The sequence below is a fragment of the Streptomyces axinellae genome, assembly GCF_039532135.1.
GTDB lineage: Bacteria > Actinomycetota > Actinomycetes > Streptomycetales > Streptomycetaceae > Streptomyces > Streptomyces axinellae.
The window spans coordinates 169622-192781 of sequence record NZ_BAAARJ010000002.1 but is presented as its reverse complement, the minus strand read 5'-3'; the positions used below and the strand labels follow the sequence as shown (position 1 = coordinate 192781).

Genomic DNA, 23160 nt, shown 5'->3' with positions numbered 1-23160 from the left:
GATTTCCTGTGCGTTGTCGTGGTCGCCGCCGTCGAAGGTGTACCAGCCGGTCTGGGCGGCTGTGTCGGCTGTGTCGGCTGTGACGGCGGCAAGGCGGCGTCCGCGGGTCTCGGTGTAGGTGCCGTGCTTGAGCAGATGCAGAAGCATCCGCAGGTGGGTTCTCGCGGTGTGGGCGAGGCTCCCGCTGCCGCCGGTGGCGGCAGTGTGGCGGAGTACGTCGGTGGTTTTCTGGAGGGAGTCAACCAGGTCGTCGGTGACTGATGTTGTGCCGGAGGTGGCGGCCATGGCCTCTTCGGGAGCAACGGCGGATTGCAGGATGTACTGGGTGAGAGTGGCGCCGCTCAGAGTGGTGAGCACGCTGCGTCGCTTCATGGCGGAACCTCCGATTGCCACTTCGAGTGACGCCACCATAGGGTCCGCCGTCCATGGCAATACGGCCTCCGAGCCCCGGTTCCGGCCAGTGCTGTGCCCGTTGTTGTTGAGGGGGGTCAGCAGCAGGGGTTGCAGGTCGGAGGGCAGGCCCAGGCCGTTGAGCAAGTCGAGAAGGGGGTCAGGGCTGCCGAGCTGCTTCTCGCCGCGTTCCAGTTCGGAAATGAAGGACTGGCGAAGCGGTGTCAGCTTGTGCACGGCCATTTGCGACAAGCCGGACCGCTTGTACACCAGCCGAAGTACCTCCCCGAACTCCCAGCCGGCCAGCGCCCGTTGAACGGCTTCGTTACGCCATGCACGGTCGGGTACTCCCGGCGCGGTCTCAGCTTTCGAGTACAGGGCGCATAGGGCTTCGGGGTTGTACTGGCTCAGTTCGGCAGCGCACCGCTCGCAAGTGCGGCTTGGCGTTCTCATGGCGGCCCCAGCGGACATCCCCGGTTGCAATCCCCAACGCTCCCTACTTCAGGCGGGTTTCGATATCGCAGCAGCGATATCGCTACAGCGGTCGGACCGGCCTTCCGCCGGTTCCACGCTCGTGCTCACCGCAGGCAACCACTCAGTCGGCCTGACTGGCTGCACCGTCTAGTGGATGGGGGAGGTATGCACGCTGGTACATGCCGGGGGCTGGCTTTTGCCCGCCCGGTTGCCCAGTTCGGCTCATGGCGCGCTTGCTTCGTCGTGCCTACTCCGGCTGAGCGCGTCCGGCAGCTCCCCTCCAATGGCCGACGAGCGTCCGGCAGGGCCGTGTGGGCTGGAGCACCGGCGCCGTATGAACGTTCACCGTCCCCCTGCGGAATCCGGCTCGGGTTCGCGCTCCGGCGGTCTCCTCCCGCCCCCGCCGTCGCATTCCGCGCATTGGAGAAGCTATGTGTGTTCACAAACCGCCCTGCCCCACCGCCGATGCGCCCGACCGGGAGGCAGCCGCACCGGTGACCGTGTGCTCGTAACGCGTAGGCGGGCGAACTGCCGAAGGTGGCCGGCGTGGACACGTCGGTGGCTGGGGAGTTCGGTCGCGGGGTCTCTGGTTCGCGGCGGCCGGTCGATTCGGTGATCAGCTCCAAACGCGACAGGAGCGGGGCTAGCAGAGCTCCCAGAGTCTCTGTGCCGCGTTACCGTGTAGAAGCTCGGGTCTGCCGACACATCGTCGCCGATAGCAGTTCTTGATCAACTTCGTAGTCGTCCGAGGGTCTCCCTGGTGAAGCGCCGGCGCTGCTGGAGCGACTGCCGCCGTGCCCGATGTGCGCGGGTGGATTGAGCGGGTTGACGACGCTTCGCCTTGGCCGCTGCAAGTCGGCGCACGTCGTCGGATCAGCTTTCCTCTTCCCCTGGCCAGCGGCGAAGCGGAACGCGTGCGGCGCAGAGGTGGGGCGCTTGCGTTTCGGGCGAGCATCGGGCGAGCTGACGATCTTGACGGGGGTGAAGAGGCCATGGCCGGTAGTCGGCTTCTTCATCACCGCAGGTCAGCGCCTCTTCTGGTGGTGGGGCGGGTGGGACTCGAACCCACGGCCGACGGATTATGAGTCCGCTGCTCTAACCGGCTGAGCTACCGCCCCGTAACGGCGCACCGCGTACATCTGTGCGCGCCGTCTGCCGCAGCATAGCTGCTCATAAGATCTGCCGCCCGCGGCGGGGGAGATCTACGCAGGTGAGGACCACAGGAGAGGGGTGATCGGTTCCCGATCCCGGTCAACTGCCGTATTGGACAAGGGGGAACGTGTCAGGGGAGCGGTCGCGCATGGAAAAAGGGCCCCCGAAGGGGCCCTTTCGGGTGGTGCTCCCGCGACTGGACTCGAACCAGTAACCTGCCGGTTAACAGCCGGCTGCTCTGCCGATTGAGCTACACGGGACCGCTTCGCCGGTCGCGCTCCCCGTGGGGGGCGCTCCCTTGCGGCGAGGAATACATTAGCGCATGCCAGGGGGTGCTCCGAAATCGGTATTGCCGTCGCCTCGGTGCGGTACCCGCACAGGCGGCGGCGAACGCCGAGAGGCACCGAGACAGGCACCAGATGCCGAAAGAAGGGGCTAACCATGCGCTACCGGCTCACGTTCGTATCCGGACTGGCTGTCGGCTACGTGCTCGGCACCCGTGCGGGGCGCGAGCGCTACGAGCAGATCAGGAAGGGCGTCCGGAGGATGGCCGAGAACCCGGCGGTACGCAACGTGGGCGAGGCGGCTGCGCTCAGTAGCCGGGAGGCGGCCTCCAAGGCGGCCGACGCGGTCGAGGACCGGCTCCCCTCCTCCGTCAGCGACCGCGTCCGCTCAGTTCGGGAACGCCGTGAGCATCAGGACGGCGACTACCGTGCCCGCTCCGGCGGCGACTGGGGCGCGGAGGGCCGCTGAGCTTTGTGAGGGAGGCCACGCTGAGTCTCTATGAGAGGTGCCGCTGAGCCCCTTGCGCGGAGGGCCCGCTGAGCCCTCGTTCCGGGGTACCGGCACGGTCCAGGGCGGCCTCAGCGGCAGGCCGACGGCGGGCGCCGGGCCCGGGTCCTCGCGGCCCGGGCCCGGCTCGGGCCGGGTGACGGAGCCCCCGGCCTCCCGGCCCCCGGTCCTCGGTCTCCCGGCCTTGTGGGTCAGCTCGGCAGTTTCGCGCGCCCGTTTCGGGGGCCGGTGGCCTCAAGGAGGGGGGCGAAGAGGTCGCCGTCGGCTTCGATGCGGCGCGTGAGGTCCGAGGTGAGGAAGACGAGGTCGTCCGGGGTGCGGGCGGCGTCCAGTTCGTCCCAGGTCAGGGGGGTCGAGACGGTGGGGCGGGGCTTGGCGCGCAGGGTGTAGGGCGCCGCGGTGGTCTTCGCGGCGTTGTTCTGGGACCAGTCCACGAAGACCTTGCCGCCGCGCAGGTCCTTGGCCATCTTGCTGACGGCGTGCTCGGGCAGGTCCGCCTCCGCTTCGCGGGCCAGCTGTTTCGCGTACGCGGAGACCTTGTCCGAGTCCGTCGGTTCGATGGGTGCGAGCAGGTGCAGGCCCTTGGAGCCGGAGGTCTTCGGCAGCAGCGTGATGCCGTCTTGTGCGGCGCGCTCGCGCAGCCATCGCGCGAGCATCCGGCAGTCCAGAATGTCGGCGCCCTCGCCGGGGTCGAGGTCGAAGACGAGGCAGTCGGCCTCCGCCTGGTGACCGACCTGCCACTGGGGCGTGTGCAGTTCCAGGGCCGCGAGGTTGGCCGCCCAGATGAGGGTGGCCTCGTCCTGGATGAAGACCTGGTGCAGGGGGGTCTTGCTGACGACGGTGATCTCGTGCGTGGTCACCCAGTCGGGCGTGCCGCGCGGCACGTGCTTGGTGAAGAACTTCTCGCCCTCCACGCCGTCCGGATACCGGAGGAAGGAGAGGGGGCGTCCGTCGAGGTGGGGGAGGATGACGTCGGCGACGGAGGCGTAATAGTGGATGGCCTCGCCCTTGGTGAAGCCCGTCGCCGGATAGAGCACCTTGTCGAGGTTGCTGAGGGCCAGACGGTGGCCCCCGATCTCCGTATGCGGCATACCCTGAGAGTCCCATAGAAGGGACAAAGTATGCGTTCCATCTGGAAAGGGTCCATCTCTTTCGGGCTGGTGACGATCCCGATCAAGGTGGTGTCCGCCACCGAGAACCACAGCGTCTCCTTCCACCAGGTGCACACGCCCGACGGGGGCCGGATCCGCTACCGCAAGGTGTGCGAACTGGACGAGGAAGAGGTGCCGCGCGAGGAGATCGGCAGGGGTTTCGAGACGGAGGACAAGCAGACCATCCTGCTGACCGACGACGACCTGACGGCTTTGCCCCTGCCCACGGCCAAAACCGTGGAGATCCTCGGTTTCGTGCCGGCCGAGGCGATCGACCCGATCCAGCTGGACCGCTCGTACTACCTCGCCGCCGACGGCAAACGCGCGGACAAGCCGTACGTGCTGCTGCGCGAGGCCCTCACCAGATCGGGCAAGGTGGCCGTCGCCAAGCTGGCGCTGCGGGCCCGCGAGAGCCTGGGGATGCTGCGCGTGTACGAGGACGCGCTGGCGCTGCACACCATGCTGTGGCCGGATGAGATCCGCTCGGTGAGCGGCGTCGCGCCGGAGAGCGAGGTCGCCGTGCGCGACGCCGAACTGGATCTGGCGGACACCTTGATGGAGACCCTGGGAGAGCTGGACTGGGGCGAGCTGCACGACGAGTACCGCGAGGCACTGGAACAGCTCGTCGAGGCGAAGGCCCAGGGCGTGGAGCCCCGCCCGGAGGAGCTGCGCAGGGCGGAGAGCGGCTCGGGCAAGCTCGTGGACCTGATGTCGGTCCTGGAGCGCAGCGTGCAGGAGGCCAAGGGCGGGCGGGAGGAGGGCGGCGAGGCGACCGTGCATGAGCTGTCCGAGCGTCGCGCGGGCGGGTCGGGCAGGTCCGGGGGCAGGGCAGGGGCCGAGAGCGCCGCGAAGAAGTCCTCGTCCAAGACGGCTTCGTCCCGGTCGGCCTCGTCCAAGAGCGCCGCCAAGGACGCCGGATCGAAGAGGACCGCCGCGAAGAAGTCCTCGTCCAAGGCGACGGCCGCCAAGAGCGCCTCGAAACCCGCCGCCAAGAAGGCCGCGGCCAAGGCGGCCACTCCGAAGAAGACCCCGGCCAAGAAGACCGCGGCCAAGAAGACGGCGGCCAAGAAGACGGCGTCGAAGGCGAGCGCGGCGAAGAAGACCTCCAGGCCGCGCAAGACCGCTTAGCTTGCGCCCGGACCGTTTGGGCCCGGGCGAGGCGCTGAGGGTGCGTGGGGGCCGCTCAGGTGTGCTGTCCGGGACGGTGACCGCGCGGGAGGAAGAGGACCGAGTTCACGTAGCGGCGATGCGGCGCCAGCGAGCGGCGCAGCAGCCCGTGTTCGGCCACATGCGCGGTACGCCGCTGATGTGCCGTCAGGTCGAATGCGGACAGTGGTACCCAGTCGCGTGCCGGGAGCACCCAGCCGGTGTAGCCGAGCGAGGACAGCAGTGTGAGCACTGGCGCCAGGGGCTGGATGCGCAGCTCCAACTCGATGAAGAGCGCCGGATACTCGCGCTTTACGGTGGCCTCCGCGCCGTGCAGGACGCCGAGTTCGCCGCCGTCCACATCGATCTTGATCAGGGTGACGTCGGTCAGCCCCAGCTCGTCCAGGGGCAGGCAGGGCACATCCAGGGCCGTGTGGTGCACTTCCCGGCGTACCAGCGAGGACACTCCCCGGTCGCCGCGCCCGTCCCGGGGCAGCCACAGCGTGGCCGTTCCCGAGTGGCCGCCGGCGGCTGCCTGGAGCACCTCCGTGTTGGGCGGTGCGGTACGGCGCAGCCTGCGGGCGAGGTGCGGGACGGGCTCGACTGTGATCACGCGCGCGGCGCGGCGCGCCATCCGCCGGGTCCAGGGCCCGTACCAGCCGCCGATGTCGAGCGCCGTACCGCCGCGGGGGCAGAAGTCGGCCAGGCGCCGCAGTTCGGGCTCGAAGCGGGGGTAGAGCAGGTCCGTCGCCAGGGTCAGCAGCGTTGCCGGCAGGTGGGGGCCGAGTCGGGAGGCGAGGGTCACGACGGGGGATCCTCCAGCTCCTGGTGGCCTTGGTGGGGCTCGTGATTCCGGTGGTCTCGGCGGTCTTTGTGATCCTGGTAGGTCTTGTGACTCTGGTGGTCCAGGCGGTCTTGAAGGGCAGCATCCGGGGCGGCCGGGGGGTGAGTGTCGCCGGGGCGTTGAAGCAGGCGGCGGTGTTCGTCCTCGGTGACCGGTTCGCCCGAGGACGGCAGCAGCTGGGGAATGCCGTCCACGATGGGATAGCGGCGCCGCAGCCGGGGGTTGTAGAGAGCTTCCCCGGGCTGGAGCAGGGTGAGTGGGCCCTTGTCCAGGGGACAGGCGAGGATCTTGAGCAGGGGATCGTCGGCGGAGAAGCGGGGCATGGTCACTGCCTTTCTGGCGCGGGGCCGGGGGCGGGCGGTGGAAGCGTCGCCGACAGCGGGGGCCCGGCGGGCGGGAAACCGGCTACCGGATGCTCGGAGATTTCGGCTTCGCCGCGGGTCTCCGGTGTCCCGGCATCCGGTTCGTGTGTTCCGGCATCCGGTTCGTGCCGGGGGAGCGATACCAGGACGGCGATGGCGAGCGCGGCGCCGCCCAGCCGGAGGGTGAGCCGGAGCGGTTCGGCGGGCAGCGGCTCGGCGAAGGCGACGGTGCCGCTGACCGTGGCGTAGAGGAAGTTGACCGTCGTGCACACCGGGACGATCAGTGAGGCGCGGCAGCGCTGGAGCGCGGTCTGGGAGAGGACGAGTCCGGTCGCGCCTGTGAACATCAGGAGGTACGGATAGGGCGAGGCCAGCACGGCCACGGCGGTGCCGGTCACGTCGTCGGCGTCGAGCAGCCCGGCCACGCCCTTGATCGCGAGCGAGCTGACGCCGTACAGGAAGCCGACGGCGACCCCGTAGGGTACGCCCGCCGTCGGCAGCCGGTGGCGCCGCCTGGAGCGGCGCTCGGCGGACAGGAAGAGCGCCAGTCCCAGGGCGAGCGAGGGCAGGCAGAGGGCGAGCAGCACGGGCGCCGGCGCGGTCTGGCTGAGGGTCTCCGTGCTGTCGTGCAGCGAGGCGGTGATCAGGAGAAGGGCGGCGAGGATCCCCGCCAGCCCCCACCGTTCACGGCGGCCTGCGCGCTCGCCCAGGAAGAGCGCCGACAGCAGCACGAGCATGGCCAGGCCCGTGACGAACAGCCCCTGGGCCGCGACGAGGGGGAGCGTGCGGTAGACGGCGAGCTGTGCGGCGAAGCCGAGCAGCAGCGAGGCGGCGCCCAGGACCCACAGCGGGCTGCGCAGCAGGTGGAGCAGGAGCTGGGCGGGGCGGCCCGCCGAGAGCGGCGGCAGGGCGGACAGCGCCCGCTTCTCGATGACGAAGCCCGCGCTGAAGAGCAGGTTGGCCACCAGCGCCGCCGCGACTCCCGCGAACATCAGCGGCCGTCCTCCGGTGGTCTGCGCGCCGGCCGCGGCGGAGTGCGCGCCGTGCGCGGTGGCTCGTACGGCGCTCGTGAGGGCCCGCGCGCCGTCCGCTGAGGCTCGCGCCCCATGCGTGAGGGCTCGTGTACCGCTTGTGCGTGCACCAGCAGGATCGAGGCGAGGGAGGGCACATGGCAGGCGGCCCGGTCCAGTGGCCGCAGGGGGCGCGGGACATCGTGATACGGCGCTCCGGTGATGCGCAGGACCCGGAAGCCGGCCGCCGGGAGCAGTGAGCGCAGGGCGCGCGCGGTGAACAGCCGCAGGTGGCCGACCACCTGGGAGCCGGGACGGCCGTGAATCCCGCGCAGCGACACCTCCGAGAAGACCGGCTGGGTGCCGAACAGCAGCAGCGCGCGGTTGTACCAGGCGGCCAGGTTCGGGGTGGAGAGCAGCAGATGGCCGCCGGGACGGAGTATCCGGTGCAGCTCGTCCAGAGCGGCATCCGGATCGACGAGATGCTCGATCACCTCCGAGAAGAGCGCGGCGTCCGCCGATCCGGTCGCGAACGGCAGGCCGGGAGGGGAGAGTTCGCCCCGTACGGCGGTCAGATGGGCGGAGGCGCGGCGCAGCGCGTCCTGGGACCAGTCGACTCCGATGAGACGGTGCCGGGCCAGCGCGCCGGAGGCGGTGGCCGCCGCCGTACCGTCGCCGCAGCCGATGTCCACGATGGTCGAGGGTGTCTCGCCCAGGGCCAGCGCCAGGATGGCCGCCTGGCGCCGTGAGCGCTCGGGTCCCGAGGCGACGGGGGTGGCCGGGTCCTCGTAGAGCTGCTGGAGGCTGCTGGGCGGCTCGGTGGCCGTACGGCTCATGCGGGGTCACCCTCCTGCTCGTGCGGGCCGTTCCCGGTCGGCTCGGGTGTCCCGTACGGGCCGTTCCCGGTGGGTTGCCGCGCCTCTGGCGGCCGGTGCGCGGGCGCGTACGAGGTGGCGGCCAGTGCGTCGGCGAAGAGTGCGCCGAGGCGTGCGCCTGCCTGGTCGTCCAGCCGGGCGTGCGACCAGCGCAGCGCCAACTGGAGCCGCCCGCCGGTCGAGACGGTCGTCACCGACAGGCCGCGCGGCATCTTGGCGGGTGCGGAGAACCACACGGCCTCGGCGCGCCCCGCGTCCCCGAAGTCGAGTGGGTAGGGAACGCGGCCGATGTTGGACAGCAGCGTGCTCGACGCCCACGGCCCGGCGGCCCGGCGCAGCGCCCTGATGCCCGCAGCGCGGACGCCCACGGGCAGCACGGGGGCCGTCAGCAGGCCGCCGCTGAAGCCCAGTTGGGGCCGGTCCGCCGCTTTGAGCGCGCGCGTACGGACGGCGGTCGCGCGCAGCATCCGGTCGATCGCCCGCCTGCTGACCGGATGCAGCGTGATTTCCTGTCCGCCGTCCGGATGCTGCTCGGTCTCCCGTCGGCCGGGCACCTGGCGGCCGAGGGTGCCGGGGCCGGTGAGCGCCTCGTACAGTTCGCGCTCCTCCGGGCCGAAGGCGACCTCGACCAGCCGGGTGCCGTTGCCGATGGGCATGTCCGCCGTACGCGGCCGGTCGTCCACCGGCATGGTGACGCGCACCGGCCGCCGGGGCGCCTCGTGGGCCCTGTTCCAGCGCGCGACCATCAGCCAGGTCGCCACCAGGAGCTGGTCGTTGACGGTGTATGGGGCCGGCTGGCCCGGCGTACGCGGGGGGCGCGCGGGCACCGGCAGGTCGGCGATCAGCATGCCGTTGCCGGGGACGTCCGGATGAAGCGTGTCGGCGGCCACGCGTGCCGGGCGCGTCCGGACCGGTGGCGATCCCTCCGGCTGCCGCTGACCGCCACCTGGGCGTCCGGCCGCACGCGTGCCCGGTGCCGGGGCCCGCACGGGCGGCGGGGCCGGGGAGTTGTCGGCGCCTCCGTACAGCTCGGCAGCCGTGGCCACCACCCGCAGACAGGCGGGGCCGTCGAGCGCGGTGTGGTTGATGGTGACCAGGAGCACCCAGCGGCCCTGGTGCTCGATCACCTCGACACGGAACGGCGGTGAGGCATCCAGCGGCGGGCAGTCCAGCAGGGCCCGCCGCCTGGCCTCCTCCAGGGTGCCGCCGGGACAGGTGACCGGATCCCGGTCCGGCGCACCGGTCAGCACCCACTCGTAGCGCGACCGCCACCACCGCGAGGGCGCCTGCCGCATCAGGACGCGCGGGTGCCGCCGCATCGCCTCGCCGAACGCGGCCCGCAGCCGGCCGGTGTCGGGCCGGGTGGGCAGATGGATCTCGACATGCACGGTCTCTGGCTCGTCCTCGTCCAGACAGTGCCGCGTGATCTCGTCCACGAGCGGAAACGGGATGCGATGCTCCGGTTCCCGCGAACCGGAGCCCGCGGACGCGGTACCCGCCCGGCCTGTCGCGTGCCCCGCGCCTTTGTGCGGTGCTGTCATGGGGTGCGCTCCTCCCCTCGGTCCTGACGGTGGCCGTGGCGCCTGCTCAGGGGCGGCGTGGCGCCCTCGGGGGAGGGGCCCGCCGGAGGCGGGGACGCGCCCGGCGGTACAGGCGGCAGCGGCGCCGTGGGGGCCTCGGGCGGATACGCGGGACGCTGCGGCTGCCCGGACTCCGGAGGGCCGGAAGCGGGCCGCACAGGACTGAACCAGGGCCCCGGAGGGCCGGATTCAGTTCCTGGCGGGCCGGACTCCGGCGGGTGGGGCCCGGATACCGGTGCGGCGGGTGCGCCCGCGGGCTCAGGGTCCGGCGCGGGTCCGCGTCCGCGGCCCGGCCACCGCGCGGGCGGCGTGACCAGTGCCGCGGCCAGCGCCAGCAGGGCGAGGGCCTGCGCCACATGGCTGAAGGCGCCCTGGCCCTGGCCGGGGGCGGATCCCGCGCCGACGGCGGCCAGCACCCCCGCTGCCGCCATGCCGGCCAGCGCCAGCGGCACCAGCACCCACGGCCTGAACCGGGCGAGCACCGCCAGCGCGGGCACGATCAGCGCGTACGGTCCGGCCACCAGTGCGGTCACCAGGGTGAGCGCGACGGTGCCCAGCACCCAGCCGGGCGGCGGTATCTCCTCCCGGTCACCCGGCGGGGAGCCACGGCGCGGCCGGATGAAGGCCAGTCCGAGCAGCGCGGCGATGCCGAGGCCACCGGCGACGAGCCCCGCCTTGTACCAGGTGGCGGGCTCGTACTCCAGCTTGACCGTGCCCTTTTCACCTTCCGGGACGAGGAAGCCCTGCTGCCAGCCGTCGAGCCGTAGCGGGGCTAGTTCCTTGCCGTTGAGAGTGGCGCGCCAGCCTTCGTTGGCGTTCTCGTGCGTCTGGAGGTACGCGGCGGGCCCGCCCCCGACCTCGACGGTGCGCGAGTCGCCCGCCCAGTCGCGGGCGAGGCTGTGCCGGTCGCGCGCCGCCTTGCCCGGGGCGGCGGCCTCTCTCCCGGACGAGGCCGCGGTCTCCTCGCCGGACGAGGCGGGGGCGGCACTGCCCTCGTCCCCGCTGCCCAGCGTCACATCGGTGAGCGCCAGCGGGCCGATGTCGCCCGCTTCCACGGTGTGGGGGCCGGCATCCAGTTCGAGGCTGCCGTCCTCGGCCTCGCCCGCGCACAGTTCGACGTCGATGGGGCGGCGTTCGGTCAGGTCGCGGACCTCGCCTGCCGCCCTGGTGGCGTGGAGGGTGCCGTCCACGGCCAGCATCGGGCCCTTGCCGCAGGGCAGTTCGAAGGTCTGCTCGGGGCCGGGGGCGGGGACGCGGTACTCGTCCAGGGCAGGCAGGTAGACCTCGTTGAGGCCGACGGGCAGCTGGAGTTCCCGGCCGGCGACGGGGTTGTGCACCGTCATCGGCTTCGTACGGGTCACCGTGATGGTGATCTCGTCCGTGGTGATCGGCTCGAAACGGGCCTGCCCGTTCTTGTCCACACCGGCGGATGCCGCACCATCCGGTGAGCTGATGCGGATCTCCTGCGCCGCGGCGGAGATGCCGCCCGCCGGGGCCAGCACGATTTCCCCGATCCTCTTCTTCTTCGGCCAGCTCAACCGGATGGTCGGCTTGTCCCCGGCGATCCAGGCCGTCGAGAGATTGCCGTCCACCAGATTGCGTGCGCTCAGCGAAGTGCCGGTCTTGGCCGTGGAGTCGGCCGAGGCGGTGATCCTGTCGCGGGATCCGGGCGCCGCCTCGTCCAGCAGCCGGTCCAGTTCGGCGCCCGGCACGGGCAGTGCGCGGGCGCGTACGTCGTAGCCGCCGCTGTCGGCGGTGGTGAACTCGCGGTGCAGGCCCACCTCGGCGGAGACCGGCGAGAGGCCGCCGGGATCGCTGCCCCGGTGCAGGGAGAACAGTTCGCTGCCGGCGCCGGTTCGCTCGGCATCCGGTGGGAGCTTCAGCAGCCTGGTCACCTGGAGGTGCGGAACGCTGATCTCGGAGAATCCGGCACCCGAAAGCCCGGCGCGCGGGGTCTGCGCCTCGGTGATGGTCAGCTTCAGCCAGTGCGCGGCTCCCTCGGGCGCCTTGACCTGCTGTCTCGTACCATCCGGCTGGAGAAAACCGGAGGCGCTGCCGCGGTCCGTCTCGACCTTCACCCGGGTCGGTGCGGCGCGGGTGGCGTCCCCCGGCAGGGGCGTCAGCTCGATCGAGGAGGGGAGGCTGACGGTGCCCTTGAAGTCGGCCTTGATCCACTGCCCTTCCGGGTCGCCCGCCGAGCCCTCGGCCCACGCGGTGTCCGGATTCCCGTCGAAGGCGCCCACGGGCTCGAACTGCGGCAGGTGGAAGAGCCAGTTGCCGCTGCTGGACGCCGTCACGGAGCGGGCGCCGCGCAGTACCGATGTGGTCTGGTGGCCCGCTCCCGTGGTCGGCAGGATCTGCTTCGGCTGCTCGCCGGGGTTCTGGACGCTGCCCGGATGGTTCTTCTCGTTCGCCGTGTAGGTGTACGAGGTGTTGGTGTTGACCAGGCCGAAGCGGGTGTCGGCGCGGCGCAGCCCGTCGCCGGAGACCTGGAGGCGCGGGGTGCCGACGCCTGGGTGGTGGTCCCCGGTCAGCACGGCGGGCCGGTCCTTGACCCGGGCGTCCCCCGCGAGCGGGAGCAGCGCCTCGGGGCCGCCGCTGACCTGTGCGGTGCCCGAGACGGGCTTGAGGGCGACGGCCTTGGGGCGTGCGGTGCCGCTCGGCTCGTAGATCTCCACGGCCCGCTGGCGCGGGTAGAAACCGGCGACCTGGAGCGGGGTGCCCTCGGGGATGCGGCCTCCGGTCAGCTGGGGGCCGAAGGACTTCACTTTTCGGTAACCGGATGCTTCAAGAGTTCGCTTCACGGTCTGCGGCGGTACGTAGCCGAGTTGGTCCGGGTCCAGATCGTTGCGTACGACGACGTCGTAGAGCCCGGCGCGGGCCAGGAAGTCCGCGAGCCCCGGGACCCGGCCGCCGCTCATGAGCGCCTGTTCGACCGCGTCGGTGGCCCTGCGGTTGCCGGGCGTACCGAAGGGCACGTAATCGCGCTGCGCCCAGGGGGACTTGGCGAGTACGTCGAGCGGCTGGTCGATGGGCGAGCCCCAGGTGTAGAGGCCGTGCGCGGTGGCCGGGGTGACATAGGCACGGGTGTGCGGGGAGTGCTCCCGCAGCCAGTCGGCCGTCTGTTCCCAGTGCCGGGGCAGTTTCCTGAACGCGCCGGGCTGGAGGATGTCACCGTTCGCATAGGGCAGGCACAACCCCGGCAGCACGGCCAGCGCGGCGGCCCACGGCAGCAGCGCGCGCCCCGGCAGCGGTCGCGTGCCGCGTGTGCTGACGGCCACACCGGTCAGCTGGGCCAGTCCGAAGGCGAGGGCGAGGGCGAGGCCGGGCTGGAACTTGTAGATGTTCCGGAAGGGGCGCAGCCAGCCGTCCAGCCAGCCCTGCACGGGACCGGCGAACGGGGCGCCCAGCGAGCCCGCGTACCCGGCGAGCATCACCCCGCTGACGGTGAGGACCGTCAGCACCAGCCAGCGCCGCTCCGGCAGGTCGCGGCGCGCGAGCCCGGCCAGCCCCAGCGCGGCGGCGAAGGCGCCGCTCAGGATGGCCGGCCGGCTTGCCGCGACCGTCCATCCGGCGGGCAGCCAGGGCTCGCCGAAGTGGAGGTAGCCGGTCCAGTTTCCGGCGCCGCGCAGCATCTCGGTCGCGGACATGGTGTCGGTGGTCGTCAGCGCGCTTTCCACGTACGGCATGAAGTCCTCGCCGTACGCGCCCAGAAGCAGCAGCGGGACGTACCACCAGAGGGTCGCCAGCAGCACTCCCGGCAGCCACCAGGCGAGCAGGGTGCGGCGACGGCGGCCGGTACGGGTGAGCACGTACAGCAGGGCGGGCAACAGCGCCGCCAGCGTGGAGGCGGCGTTGACCCCGCCCATGAACGGGATGAGCAGCGCCGAGCGGGCCGCCGCCACCCGGGGCGTGGCCGTGGCCCGGCCGGCCAGGGTGAGCGGCAGCAGCACCCAGGGCAGCACGGCACCCGGCAGGGCCGCGGCCGAGGTGGAGCCGATGACGGCGCTCCAGGCGGGCCACAGCGCGTAGCAGGCGGCGGCCGGCAGCCGGGTGTTCCGGGTGCCGGGGCCGAGCCGTTCGGCCAGCCGCAGCGCCCCCCAGAACGCGGCGGCCACGATCAGCGACATCCACAGGCGTTCGGCCGCCCAGGCCGGTATGTGGAGCAGGTCGGTCAGCCCGTAGTAGGGCAGCGCGGGGAACAGATAGCCGGCGTACTGGTCCGCGATCCCGCCGAACCCGCCCCGGTCGTGCCACAGCTGCCCCAGATCGCCCAGGAACTGCCAGGGGTCGGCGGCGACCCCGAGCTTGGTCTCGAACGTCATCTTCCCCGGCGACGTGGCCAGGAAGGCCACGAAGACGACCGCCCAGAATCCGAACAACGGGCGGCGCCCCCACGGCCGTTCCGCCGGAGGGACGGGCCCCGGGGCCGGCGCCGGAGCCTGGGGTGGTGCCTGGACGGTCGTGGTCATGAGGGACACCGCCGGAGGATGAGGAGGAGGTTCCAGGTGGCGAACTCGCGCAATCCGGGCACGCGGGTGACGGCGCCCGCGAGGAACGGCCAGTAGCGGGAGCGGGCCGAGACGAGCTCCACATCGTGCCGGGCGCGCACCTGGCGCAGGGTGGTGCCGATGTGCACGGCGAACAGGTTCTCGCCCAGCGTGTGCTTGGCCGCGCGCCCCGTACGCCGCTGATAGCGGGCACGGGCCCGGGCGGCGCCCACGTAGTGCCAGGGCCCCGTCTCGTGGCCGCCCCAGGGCGAATACCAGTTGGTGAACGCGACGTAGATCAGCCCGCCGGGGCGGGTGACGCGGATCATCTCCGACAAGAACGTCTGCGGATCGGCCACGTGCTCCAGCACGTTGGAGGAAAAGCAGACATCCGCCGTGCCGTCGGCCAGCGGCAGCAGATAGCCGTCGGCGAGAACGGCACCCTCCGGAGGCCGCCCCTGCGCGTACAGCTCGCGCGGATCGGGCTCGAACAGATAGGCGTGCGCCCCCCGGCGGCGGAACTCCTCGGTGAAGTGCCCGCTGCCGCCGCCGACATCCACGACCGTGCTGCCCTTGACCGGAACATACCGCTCCACCTGCTCCGCCGAGTCGCGCGCCAACAGGCCGTAGCAGTACGCGGGGTCGCTCCGCTCCCGCAGGAAGGCGCGGAAGAGGGCGACCGATCTTCGCAGGGAAGGATCCCGCACGGCCCTACCACCGCCCGGCGGGGGCCGGCCGCGCGGCGGCAGGGGACACGGCGGGCAGCTGCCGGGACGCCGTGGACCGCGCGTACGCCTCGGCGGCCACGGAACGGAAGCCGCGCACCGTGTCCGCCCATCGGAAGCGGGCGGCCCGGCGCCGGCCCGCGCCGCCGAGCGCCAGACGGCGCTCGGCGCAGAGCGCCAGCGCGCACCAGTGGGCCGCGAACGCGCTCTCGCCGCGCGCCAGCACCCCGGTGACGCCGTCCTCGACGGAGTCGCGCAGCCCGGGAATGTCGAAGCCGATCGCGGGCGTGCCGCGCGCCGCCGCCTCCGTCACGACCAGCCCCCACCCCTCCACCAGGGAGGGGTGCAGCAGCAGCCAGGAGCGGCACAGCAGCCGGTGCTTCTCGCCCTCGCCGATGTGGCCCGTGAAGGTGACCGAGGGGCCCGCCACGGCCTCCAGAGCGCGCCGTTCGGGCCCGTCGCCCACGATGACCAGCCGGCCGCCGGTGACCGGCCTGACCCGCTCCCACAGGCGCAGCAGCAGATCGATGCGCTTGTACTCCACCAGCCGTCCCATCGCCAGGAACAGCGGCTCGGGCGACCTGGCCACCGGCGGCCCGGGCTCCTCGACGCCGTTGTGGACGACACGGATCTCCTCGGCGGGCACGCCCAGCGCGCCGAGCGCCCGCGCCGTCGAACCGGATACCGCCACTTTGAGGTTGGCGCGGTGGTTGTGGGCCAGCGCCCAGTGTTCGAGCCGGCGCCCCAGGCGCGCGGCGGGGTCCGGATAGCGCATCCGCCACAGGTCGGTGTGCACATGGTTGACGAAGCACAGGGTGGGCCCCCGGTGCCACAGCGGCGCCAGGTACGGCATGCCGTTGCAGACCTCCACCAGCAGGTCGCAGGCGCCGACCTGGCGGGCGAGGGCGCGGCGGGCCCGCAGGAAGTGCGCGGCGTCCCCGCCGGCCGACACGACCCGGTAGCCGCGGCGGGCGGTGGGGCCGCCGCACAGGAGGGTGACCTGATGGCCGTAGGAGGTGAGCCCTTCGGCTATCCGGTCGATCAGCAGCTCGGAGCCGCCGGCCGCCGGATTGCCGAGATCACGCCGCGCGAGGAACACGATGCGGCGCGGGGACCCTGGATCGGTGACGCGCTGCCCGCCGGAGGCGGTGCCGTGGCCGGCGCCCTGCCCGGTGGGGGAGGCGGGAGCGAGGGTGGCGCGCGTGCCGTGTGGGGGGACCAGGGAGGGTCGTACGTGCTGGGGCATAGGTGCTCCAACTCGTCTCAGGGTGCGGTACGGGCCGGCCTTGTGGGTACTGCCGAGTGGTGCGGGTCGTGCGAGGCGGTACTGGACGTACGGGGTGTGCGGGGGCGTACGCGGCGCACGAGGCAGAGCGGGGTGTACGAGGTGGTGCGGGGTGTACGAGGTGGTGCGGAGGCGGCGCGGATCCGTGCGAACGCGGCGTGGGGCCGTGCGTTCAGGGTGTGCGGGGGCAGTCCGCTGAGGGTGCCGGGCCGTGCGGGGGCGGTATGCGTCGGATGGCTCAGTGTTCGCCGCCGCGTTCACGGGTGGCTACTCACCGGGGTGACAATTTTGGCCCCGCATGCGGCTGACGCCTCATCACTTCGCGCTCCACGAGGTGTTCACGCACGCGTGGGACGCAATGGCCGTGCGTGCCGGGCATCCGCCCGCGCGCACGTGCCCCGGGCACACTCTCCGCCGCCGGGAACGGCAAGGCATCCGGTGGGCTCGGGCCGGGCCGCGGGCTCCGCTCAGGCTCCGACCGGATGCCTTGACATTCCCGGCGGCGTCCGGCGGAGGCGGCGCCCCCTGATGACCAGTACGGCTCCCGCCACGCCGCACACCGCGCCCGCCGAGACCGCGCCGAGGGGCGCGACGGTGCCCACCATCCGCAGCCGGGCGTTGTCGTCCTCGGCGAAATCCACGGCATCCTGCCGCGTCTTCTTGGTGAAGGCCAGCTTCCGGCTCTCCAGCAGCGTCACCTTGTCACTCTTGCCGCCGGGCGCGCGCAGCGTCATCCGGGGTCCGGTGGCGGCGTACAGGATGCGGCCGGTGCGCTCGTCCACGATGAAGTCCAGGCCCGAATTCGCGTACCACTCCTCGGCGTTGACCTGCGCGCTCTTCGGCCTGTCCACCAGGGCCCCCGGCACCTGACGAGTCCCCGCGCGGGTCGGCCCGACCGTGCCGGTGAAGCGCAGCCCCTCGTATCCGCGCACCTTCGCCCTGCCCTTGTAGTGCAGCGGAACGGCGCCGCCCAGCGTGCTGTCCCACCAGGTGTAGTCGCGCTTCGCCACGCCGAAGGGCCACTTCAGATACGCCTCGCCGCTGAAGTGCGCCGGCTTGGAGCCGCAGCAGGCGACCGGCTTGTTGGTCCTGCGGTCGGTCACCCAGCGCTCCGTCGTCCACTGGAAGGACTTGCGGGGATCATCCAGTTCGGCGGTCCTGGGGTTGTCGATGGTCTGGGAGACGTTCCACACGGCCCGCCCGGTCTTCTCGCTCGCCGCGACGTCCCCCAGCACCCGCCGGGTGACGGTGAGTTCCTGGCCGCTCCTGGTCTTCAGCTTCTGCTGGTCGAAGTACTTCCCCTGGCCCTTGAACACCGAGGTCACGTTCACATCGGTGGGAGTGCGCTCGGCGTGTGGTCCGACGTACCAGGTGAGCATCGGCGCGAGCACGAGCAGGAAGACGCCCAGACCCAGCAAGGCCAGGGCGGGCGGCGAGGCAGTACGGCGCATGGTGGGCACTCCGGAGTGGTCTTGACCTGCGCGCCAGGCGACCCTGCGGCAGGTACGGCGCTGCGACGGGGAAGTGCACGTGCGAGGAAGGGCCGAGGGAGGCCGGTGAAGTGTTGGGGCGTGACACGGAAGCTCGGCTGGAGGTCCGTATGGGCCGGAAACCGTAGGCCGTCCCTTGACACGGCGTCAATGCTTCCCGACACTCAGCAACTCAAGAGGGGTTGGGCTCCGGGGGCGGGGCCGTCGTACCGAGCCGTCGCGTGTGCTCACGGCTCTCACAGGCACCGCGGCACCGACGAAGAGAGGTTCGCCTCCGCCATGCACAGATTCCTCGCCGCCGCGCTCACCAGTGCGGTCGCCGCCGGTCTCGCCGTGGGTGCGGGCTTCGGCATAGTCGCCGCACTCGACGCCACCCCCGACCAGCCCAACGTGCCGCTCGTGCACTTCCACTCCTCCCCGCAGGAGATCCCCGGCCTCGGCTCCTCGGCGCTGCCCTCGGCCTCCCCGAACGACTCCACCGCAACCGGCGACGCGGGCTCCGACACCGACACCGACCCGGGCGCGGGCTCCGACCCGGGCTCCGACTCCGGCGCCGGACCCGCCGCCTCCTCCGCCCCGGCCTCGGCGCCGGGAGACTGACTCGTGAGAGCCGCGCCCGCGCGCTCGGCCTGGCAGGACGTACCGCCGCCCCGCGTACGGAAGTTCGCCGAGCGGGCGATGGCCGAGGTGCCCGTGCTCGCCCAGGACATCCTCGACGCCATCCGGCGCGAGTATCCGGCCCTGTCCCTCGTCCTGGACGAGTCCGGCGAGCCCATGGCGCTGATCGGTATCCGGCGCGCCCTGGAACACTTCGTCGACCACCTGGCCACGGGCCTGGAGAGCCCGCACGTGCCTCCGCGGGTCTTCCAGGAGTTCGGCCGGGGCGAGGTCCTCCAGGGCCGCACCCTCGACTCCCTCCAGGCCGTCTACCGGCTCGGCATCCGGCTGGCCTGGCGCCGGCTCGCCGAGATCGGCACACACCTGGAGATCCCGCCGCCCGCCATGTACGAACTGGCCGAATCCGGCTTCCAGTACCTGGACGGGCTGGTCGCCGAGTCGGTACGCGGCTACGCGGAGGCCGCCGCACGTCAGGCGGGCGAGCGGCTGCGCCTCCAGCGCCGGCTGTTGGACCTGCTGCTGTCCGAACACCCTCAACACCGCGGCTCCGGCGAACCCGCCGACCTGCTCGCCGACCGTGCGGCGCGGATCGGCTGGCGGGTGCCGCGCACCGTGGCCGTCGCCGTGCTGGTGCGCCCCGCGCGCTCGGCGGTGCCGCCCGCGGTGGGGGAGGAGGTGCTGCTCGACATGGACTGCGAGCAGCCCCGCATGGTCGTCCCCGAGCCCGAGGCACCCGGCAGACCCGAGCTGCTGCGCAGGGCGGTGGCCGGATGGGCGGGGGCGCTCGGGCCGCCGGTGCCGCTCGCCGATGCCGTGAAGTCGCTGCGCTGGGCCCAATCGGCCGTCGGGCTGATGGAGCGCGGCCTGCTGCCCCACGGGGAACTGCTCCACTGCACCGACCACACCGAGGCGCTCGTCCTGCTGCCGCCCGAGGAACTGATCGCCGGGCTCACCCGTCGCAGGCTCGCGCCCCTGGACGAGTGCGGGCCCACCCACAGCCGCCGCCTGGCGGAGACCCTGCTGGCCTGGCTGGAGACCCGTGGCGGCGCCCCGGAGGTGGCCGGCCGTCTCGGCGTGCACCCGCAGACGGTGCGCTACCGGCTGCGGCAGATACGCGAACTGTGGGGGGACGACATCGACGATCCGGACAGCCGCTTCGAGCTGGAACTCGTGCTGCGCTCGATGCGGCTGCGCGGGGAGCTGGAAGCCCGGTGACCGGAGCCCGGATGCCGGCGCCGGGAGGCTGGGGGAGGGGACCGTAGGCGGGCGGGTACGAGTGGCGTCCGGCGGTCCGGGATGAGCGGCGTCCGGCGCAGGTGCCACTCGCAGCATTCGGTCGTTATTCCGTGTGTTCGCCGAGCATGCGCTGGAGCAGGTCTCGCAGCAAGGTCCGTTCGACGGGCGTCAGCTCGGCCAGCGGCTCGTCCGCGAAATCCAGCCCGCCGCGCAGCTGCGCGGCGGTGGCGCGGCCCTCCTCGGTGGCGGCGGCGACCTTGACTCTCCGGTCGGCCGGGTCGGCTCTTCGCTCGACCAGGCCCCGCGACTCCAGCCGGTCGACTATGCCCGTCACATTCGACGGCTCGCACTTGAGCTGCCGCGCCACCTGCCGCATCGGAGTGGGCTCACGCGCCAGCAGCGCGAGCACGCGGGCCTGCGCGCCGGTCAGCGAGTGCTCGGCAGCGGCCAGTTCGTATTCCGCGTGATAGCGCGCGACCACTGTGCCGAACAGCTCAAGGACCTCACGCGTGAGGGTGTCGGGGGGACGGATTCCGGCTGCCATGCGAGCAGCGTACCGCAATGCTTGACAACACGAAATATCCATGTGCATCGTTGTTTCATTAGATGCAATATCGAGGAGGATCAACTATGTCGCTGCCGACCACTGGGCGCGAATGGCACCTGACCGAACGCCCGGAGGGCTGGCCCGACCCGGAGAAGAACTTCGCCCTGCGTGAGGCCCCCGTCACCGAGCCGGGTGAGGGGGAGGTGCTCGTGAAGAACCTGTACCTCTCGGTGGACCCGTACATGCGCGGCAGGATGAGCGCGGCGAAGTCCTACGCCGAGCCGTACAAGCTGAACAAGCCGATGCTGGGCGCCGCTGTGGGCCGTGTGCTGGCCTCCGGCGCCGAGGGGTTCTCGGAGGGGGATCACGTCCTCCACTTTTTCGGCTGGCGCGAGTACGCGACCTTCGACGCGCGCAGCGCCGTCAAGGTCGATCCCGAGGCGGCCCCGCTCACCACCTACCTCGGCGTCCTGGGCATGCCCGGCCTCACCGCCTACGCGGGCCTGCTGCGGGTCGCCGGTTTCAAGGAGGGCGACGCGGTCTTCGTCTCCGGGGCGGCCGGTGCGGTGGGCAGCGAGGTCGGCCAGATCGCCAGGCTCAAGGGCGCCTCCCGGGTGGTCGGTTCGGCGGGCTCCGACGAGAAGGTCAAGCTCCTCACCGAGGAGTACGGCTTCGATGCGGCGTTCAACTACAAGAACGGCCCCGTCAAGGACCAGCTCAAGGAGGCCGCCCCGGACGGCATCGACGTCTACTTCGACAACGTGGGCGGAGAGCACCTGGAGGCCGCCATCTCGGCCATGAACCTCCACGGCCGGATCGCGGTGTGCGGAATGATCTCCCAGTACAACGCCACCGAGCCCACCCCCGCCCCGCGCAACCTGGCCCAGATCATCGCCAAGCGCTTCCGGGTGGAGGGCTTCCTCGTGGGCGACCACTACGACCTCCAGCCGCAGTTCGTGGAAGAGGTCTCGGCCTGGGTGCGCTCGGGCGAGCTGAAGTACAACGAGACGAAGGCCGAGGGAATCGAGAACACGCTCGATGCGTTCCTCGGCATGCTGCGGGGCGAGAACACCGGCAAGATGCTGGTCGCCCTTCCGGACTGACCCGGCCGCAGCGCGCAGCCGGCTCGTGGAGAAGAGGCGCCCGGACATGAACTGCCGTCGGCCTCCCCTGAGCCGCCACATACGCTTGTCACCGCACCAGCGGGGAATCCGGGCGCGAGTTCCCCCGGCCGTGCCACCAACAGGAGGGTTCACATGGCAATCCAGCCCATTGACGTCAAGTACACCGCCGTCGCCACCGCGGAAAACGGCCGTGACGGTCGCGTCGCCAGCGACGACGGCCAGCTCGATGTCGTCGTCAATCCGCCCAAGTCGATGGGCGGCAGCGGCGCCGGCACCAACCCGGAGCAGCTCTTCGCGGCCGGGTACAGCGCCTGCTTCCAGGGCGCGCTCGGCGTGGTCGCCCGCAAGGAGGGCGCGGACATCTCCGGCTCGACGGTCACCGCCGAGGTCGGCATCGGAAGCACCCCGGAGGGCGGCTTCGGCCTCACCGTCGCCCTGAAGGCCCAGATTCCGAACGTCGATGCGGCTACGGCCAAGGACCTGCTGGAGAAGGCCCACCAGGTCTGCCCGTACTCCAACGCCACCCGCGGCAACATCGAGGTCACGCTCGACGTCGTCTGATCCGCGTCCTTCGGGGTGCCGCCGCGTGGACGGCGCCCCGAAGGACCGGCCGCCTCCCACCACCACCCGGCGGCACCCCTAGGCGCCGCCCACAGTGGGCGCGGCCCGCGCCGAGTGCCTATCCCGCGGGGCGCTGGGCGACGATCTGCCGGTAGGCCATCTCCGCGAGGCTGCGCTGACCTTCCTTGCTGGGATGGAACCAGTCCCAGTTGCTCAACTCGGCCGCGGTGAAGCGGTAGCGGAAGACCGCACCGTTGTCGTAGCGGCAGCGCAGGTCCTTGGCGCACTCCTCTTTCAGCACGGAGTTGTAGTCCACCACCCTGTCGTAGACCTGCTGGCGGCGCTCTTGTGCCGCCTGGTTCATCGACTGCGGGTCCTTGAGCATCGACTGGCAGATCCCCAGCCCCCAGATGCGCTCCCCGATCGGGTTCTTCCTGCCCTGCTGCCACAGCCGCCGCAGATCCGGGACGCTGGAGACGTAGACCTGGGTCTTGGGCGACTCGGCGCGCAGGACGCGCAGCCCCTCGCGGATGTCGGCGCGGAAGTCCTTGACGGACGTCATCTGCTCCGCGCTGGGGCGGCACGCGTCATTGGCGCCGCTCATCACCGTCACCATCCCGGGACGGACGCGGCTCGCCTTGCGCATCTGGGCGGGCAGGTCGGCGGCGACGGCGCCGCTGACCGCGTAGTTCCAGCTCTTGCCCCGGGGGTCGGACAGCAGTCGGCCGGCGAGGCTGTTGACCTCGTCATCGCTTCCGGTGGCCCAGGAGACCTTCGTGCAGTCCGCCAGCAGCGAGCAGGCGTCGAAGCCACGCGTGATGGAGTCACCGACCGCAGCGATGGAGGAGGGAGTGCGGTCCCAGACGCGTTCCGGCTTCGGATGGGGGCGCGAGGAGGGTTTGGCGCGCTGTGCGTCCTCCGGGCCGCCCCCGCCGGGGGAGCCGACGGTGAGGGCCAGTACGAGCCCGGTCACGAGCACGGCGGCGAACGCGAAGATCGTGACCGTCCGGAGGCGTATTCGGCCGGGTGGATGGGGACGCTTGGGGCGATCGCTCCCCGCGTCGTGGCTTTCCGTCATTCGACCCCCTGATTCGCCGTTCCTGGGCCGACGGTAGGTGACCCGCCGTGCGTCGCCTCGCGATAGCCTGCGCCTGGTCGGTGATGCGTGGCATGCGACAGCTGGTAAATATTACCTCGCGTCACATCCTGTCCCTTTCGGGGAGAATTGCGCGCAGTGGTGTTTACTATTCGTAACCTCGGGAGCTGGTAGGGAAGTGACCGGTGGTGCAAAATGTCAGGCGCTGATCC

The 23160-nt window shown here is 71.7% G+C and carries 16 protein-coding genes, 2 tRNA genes and 3 pseudogenes; 6 read left to right on the top strand and 15 right to left on the bottom strand.

The window, feature by feature from the left end; translation table 11 throughout:
* Positions 1-21 precede the first annotated feature (21 nt).
* From ABD339_RS34020 to ABD339_RS03205, 3 genes and pseudogenes are all read right to left on the bottom strand, one after another.
* Positions 22-843: pseudogene (locus ABD339_RS34020) on the bottom strand (helix-turn-helix domain-containing protein); the annotation flags it as partial.
* Between the two features lie 1062 nt (positions 844-1905).
* A tRNA-Ile gene (locus ABD339_RS03210) sits at positions 1906-1982 on the bottom strand.
* 221 nt (positions 1983-2203) lie between these two features.
* Positions 2204-2276, bottom strand: a tRNA-Asn gene (locus tag ABD339_RS03205).
* Positions 2277-2457: 181 nt separating this feature from the next.
* Between ABD339_RS03205 and ABD339_RS03200 the strand changes: the two genes are divergently transcribed.
* Positions 2458-2769 carry a YtxH domain-containing protein gene (locus tag ABD339_RS03200; protein WP_344561896.1) on the top strand — a complete coding sequence of 104 codons (312 nt, stop codon included), beginning with the start codon at positions 2458-2460 and terminating at the stop codon, positions 2767-2769.
* 230 nt (positions 2770-2999) lie between these two features.
* Here ABD339_RS03200 and ligD read toward each other — a convergent pair whose 3' ends face one another.
* Positions 3000-3899, bottom strand: a complete 900-nt coding sequence (gene ligD, locus ABD339_RS03195; RefSeq protein WP_344561894.1) for a non-homologous end-joining DNA ligase — start codon at positions 3897-3899, stop codon at positions 3000-3002.
* Positions 3900-3929: 30 nt separating this feature from the next.
* Between ligD and ku the strand changes: the two genes are divergently transcribed.
* Positions 3930-5087 (top strand): non-homologous end joining protein Ku, encoded by a 1158-nt coding sequence (gene ku / locus ABD339_RS03190; protein ID WP_344561893.1) that lies wholly within the window; start codon positions 3930-3932, stop codon positions 5085-5087.
* 55 nt (positions 5088-5142) lie between these two features.
* Here the strand turns inward: ku and ABD339_RS03185 are convergent, their stop codons facing one another.
* From ABD339_RS03185 to pgfA, 9 genes and pseudogenes are all read right to left on the bottom strand, one after another.
* Positions 5143-5910 carry an FkbM family methyltransferase gene (locus ABD339_RS03185; protein WP_344561891.1) on the bottom strand — a complete coding sequence of 256 codons (768 nt, stop codon included), beginning with the start codon at positions 5908-5910 and terminating at the stop codon, positions 5143-5145.
* A 155-nt stretch (positions 5911-6065) separates the two neighbouring features.
* Positions 6066-6272: pseudogene (locus ABD339_RS03180) on the bottom strand (Trm112 family protein); the annotation flags it as partial.
* Between the two features lie 2 nt (positions 6273-6274).
* Complete coding sequence (locus ABD339_RS03175; RefSeq protein WP_344561889.1) at positions 6275-7303, bottom strand: DMT family transporter; 1029 nt, start codon at positions 7301-7303, stop codon at positions 6275-6277.
* Between the two features lie 137 nt (positions 7304-7440).
* Positions 7441-8157: pseudogene (locus ABD339_RS03170) on the bottom strand (class I SAM-dependent methyltransferase); the annotation flags it as partial.
* The gene (locus ABD339_RS03165) at positions 8154-9737 is read right to left on the bottom strand and encodes a condensation protein (RefSeq protein WP_344561887.1); all 1584 of its coding nucleotides are present in this window, start codon (positions 9735-9737) and stop codon (positions 8154-8156) included. The pseudogene ABD339_RS03170 and the gene ABD339_RS03165, both read right to left, overlap by 4 nt.
* Complete coding sequence (locus ABD339_RS03160; RefSeq protein WP_344561886.1) at positions 9734-14248, bottom strand: alpha-(1->3)-arabinofuranosyltransferase domain-containing protein; 4515 nt, start codon at positions 14246-14248, stop codon at positions 9734-9736. Before ABD339_RS03160 ends, ABD339_RS03165 begins: the two co-directional genes overlap by 4 nt.
* On the bottom strand, positions 14245-14973 hold the full coding sequence (locus tag ABD339_RS03155; RefSeq protein WP_344561884.1) for a class I SAM-dependent methyltransferase: 729 nt from the start codon (positions 14971-14973) through the stop codon (positions 14245-14247). The genes ABD339_RS03160 and ABD339_RS03155 overlap by 4 nt, the downstream gene beginning before the upstream one ends.
* Before the next feature lie 4 nt (positions 14974-14977).
* On the bottom strand, positions 14978-16237 hold the full coding sequence (locus ABD339_RS03150) for a glycosyltransferase family 4 protein (protein WP_344561882.1): 1260 nt from the start codon (positions 16235-16237) through the stop codon (positions 14978-14980).
* Between the two features lie 506 nt (positions 16238-16743).
* Positions 16744-17727, bottom strand: coding sequence for a cell envelope lipid trafficking protein PgfA (gene pgfA, locus ABD339_RS03145; RefSeq protein WP_344561880.1), 984 nt, complete (start codon positions 17725-17727; stop codon positions 16744-16746).
* 318 nt (positions 17728-18045) lie between these two features.
* Here pgfA and ABD339_RS03140 point away from each other — a divergent pair, with 318 nt between their 5' ends.
* Complete coding sequence (locus ABD339_RS03140; RefSeq protein ID WP_344562369.1) at positions 18046-18366, top strand: hypothetical protein; 321 nt, start codon at positions 18046-18048, stop codon at positions 18364-18366.
* 3 nt (positions 18367-18369) lie between these two features.
* A complete protein-coding gene (locus tag ABD339_RS03135; protein WP_344561878.1) occupies positions 18370-19599 on the top strand; it encodes a PucR-like N-terminal domain-containing protein in 1230 nt (409 codons plus the stop codon).
* Positions 19600-19723: 124 nt separating this feature from the next.
* Here ABD339_RS03135 and ABD339_RS03130 read toward each other — a convergent pair whose 3' ends face one another.
* A complete protein-coding gene (locus ABD339_RS03130) occupies positions 19724-20164 on the bottom strand; it encodes a MarR family winged helix-turn-helix transcriptional regulator (protein ID WP_344561876.1) in 441 nt (146 codons plus the stop codon).
* Positions 20165-20250: 86 nt separating this feature from the next.
* On the opposite strand from ABD339_RS03130, the gene ABD339_RS03125 reads away from it, so the two are divergent.
* A complete protein-coding gene (locus tag ABD339_RS03125) occupies positions 20251-21270 on the top strand; it encodes an NADP-dependent oxidoreductase (RefSeq protein WP_344561872.1) in 1020 nt (339 codons plus the stop codon).
* 153 nt (positions 21271-21423) lie between these two features.
* Complete coding sequence (locus tag ABD339_RS03120) at positions 21424-21852, top strand: organic hydroperoxide resistance protein (protein ID WP_344561870.1); 429 nt, start codon at positions 21424-21426, stop codon at positions 21850-21852.
* A gap of 118 nt (positions 21853-21970) precedes the next feature.
* Here ABD339_RS03120 and ABD339_RS03115 read toward each other — a convergent pair whose 3' ends face one another.
* Positions 21971-22930, bottom strand: coding sequence for an SGNH/GDSL hydrolase family protein (locus tag ABD339_RS03115; RefSeq protein WP_344561868.1), 960 nt, complete (start codon positions 22928-22930; stop codon positions 21971-21973).
* Positions 22931-23160: the final 230 nt, after the last annotated feature.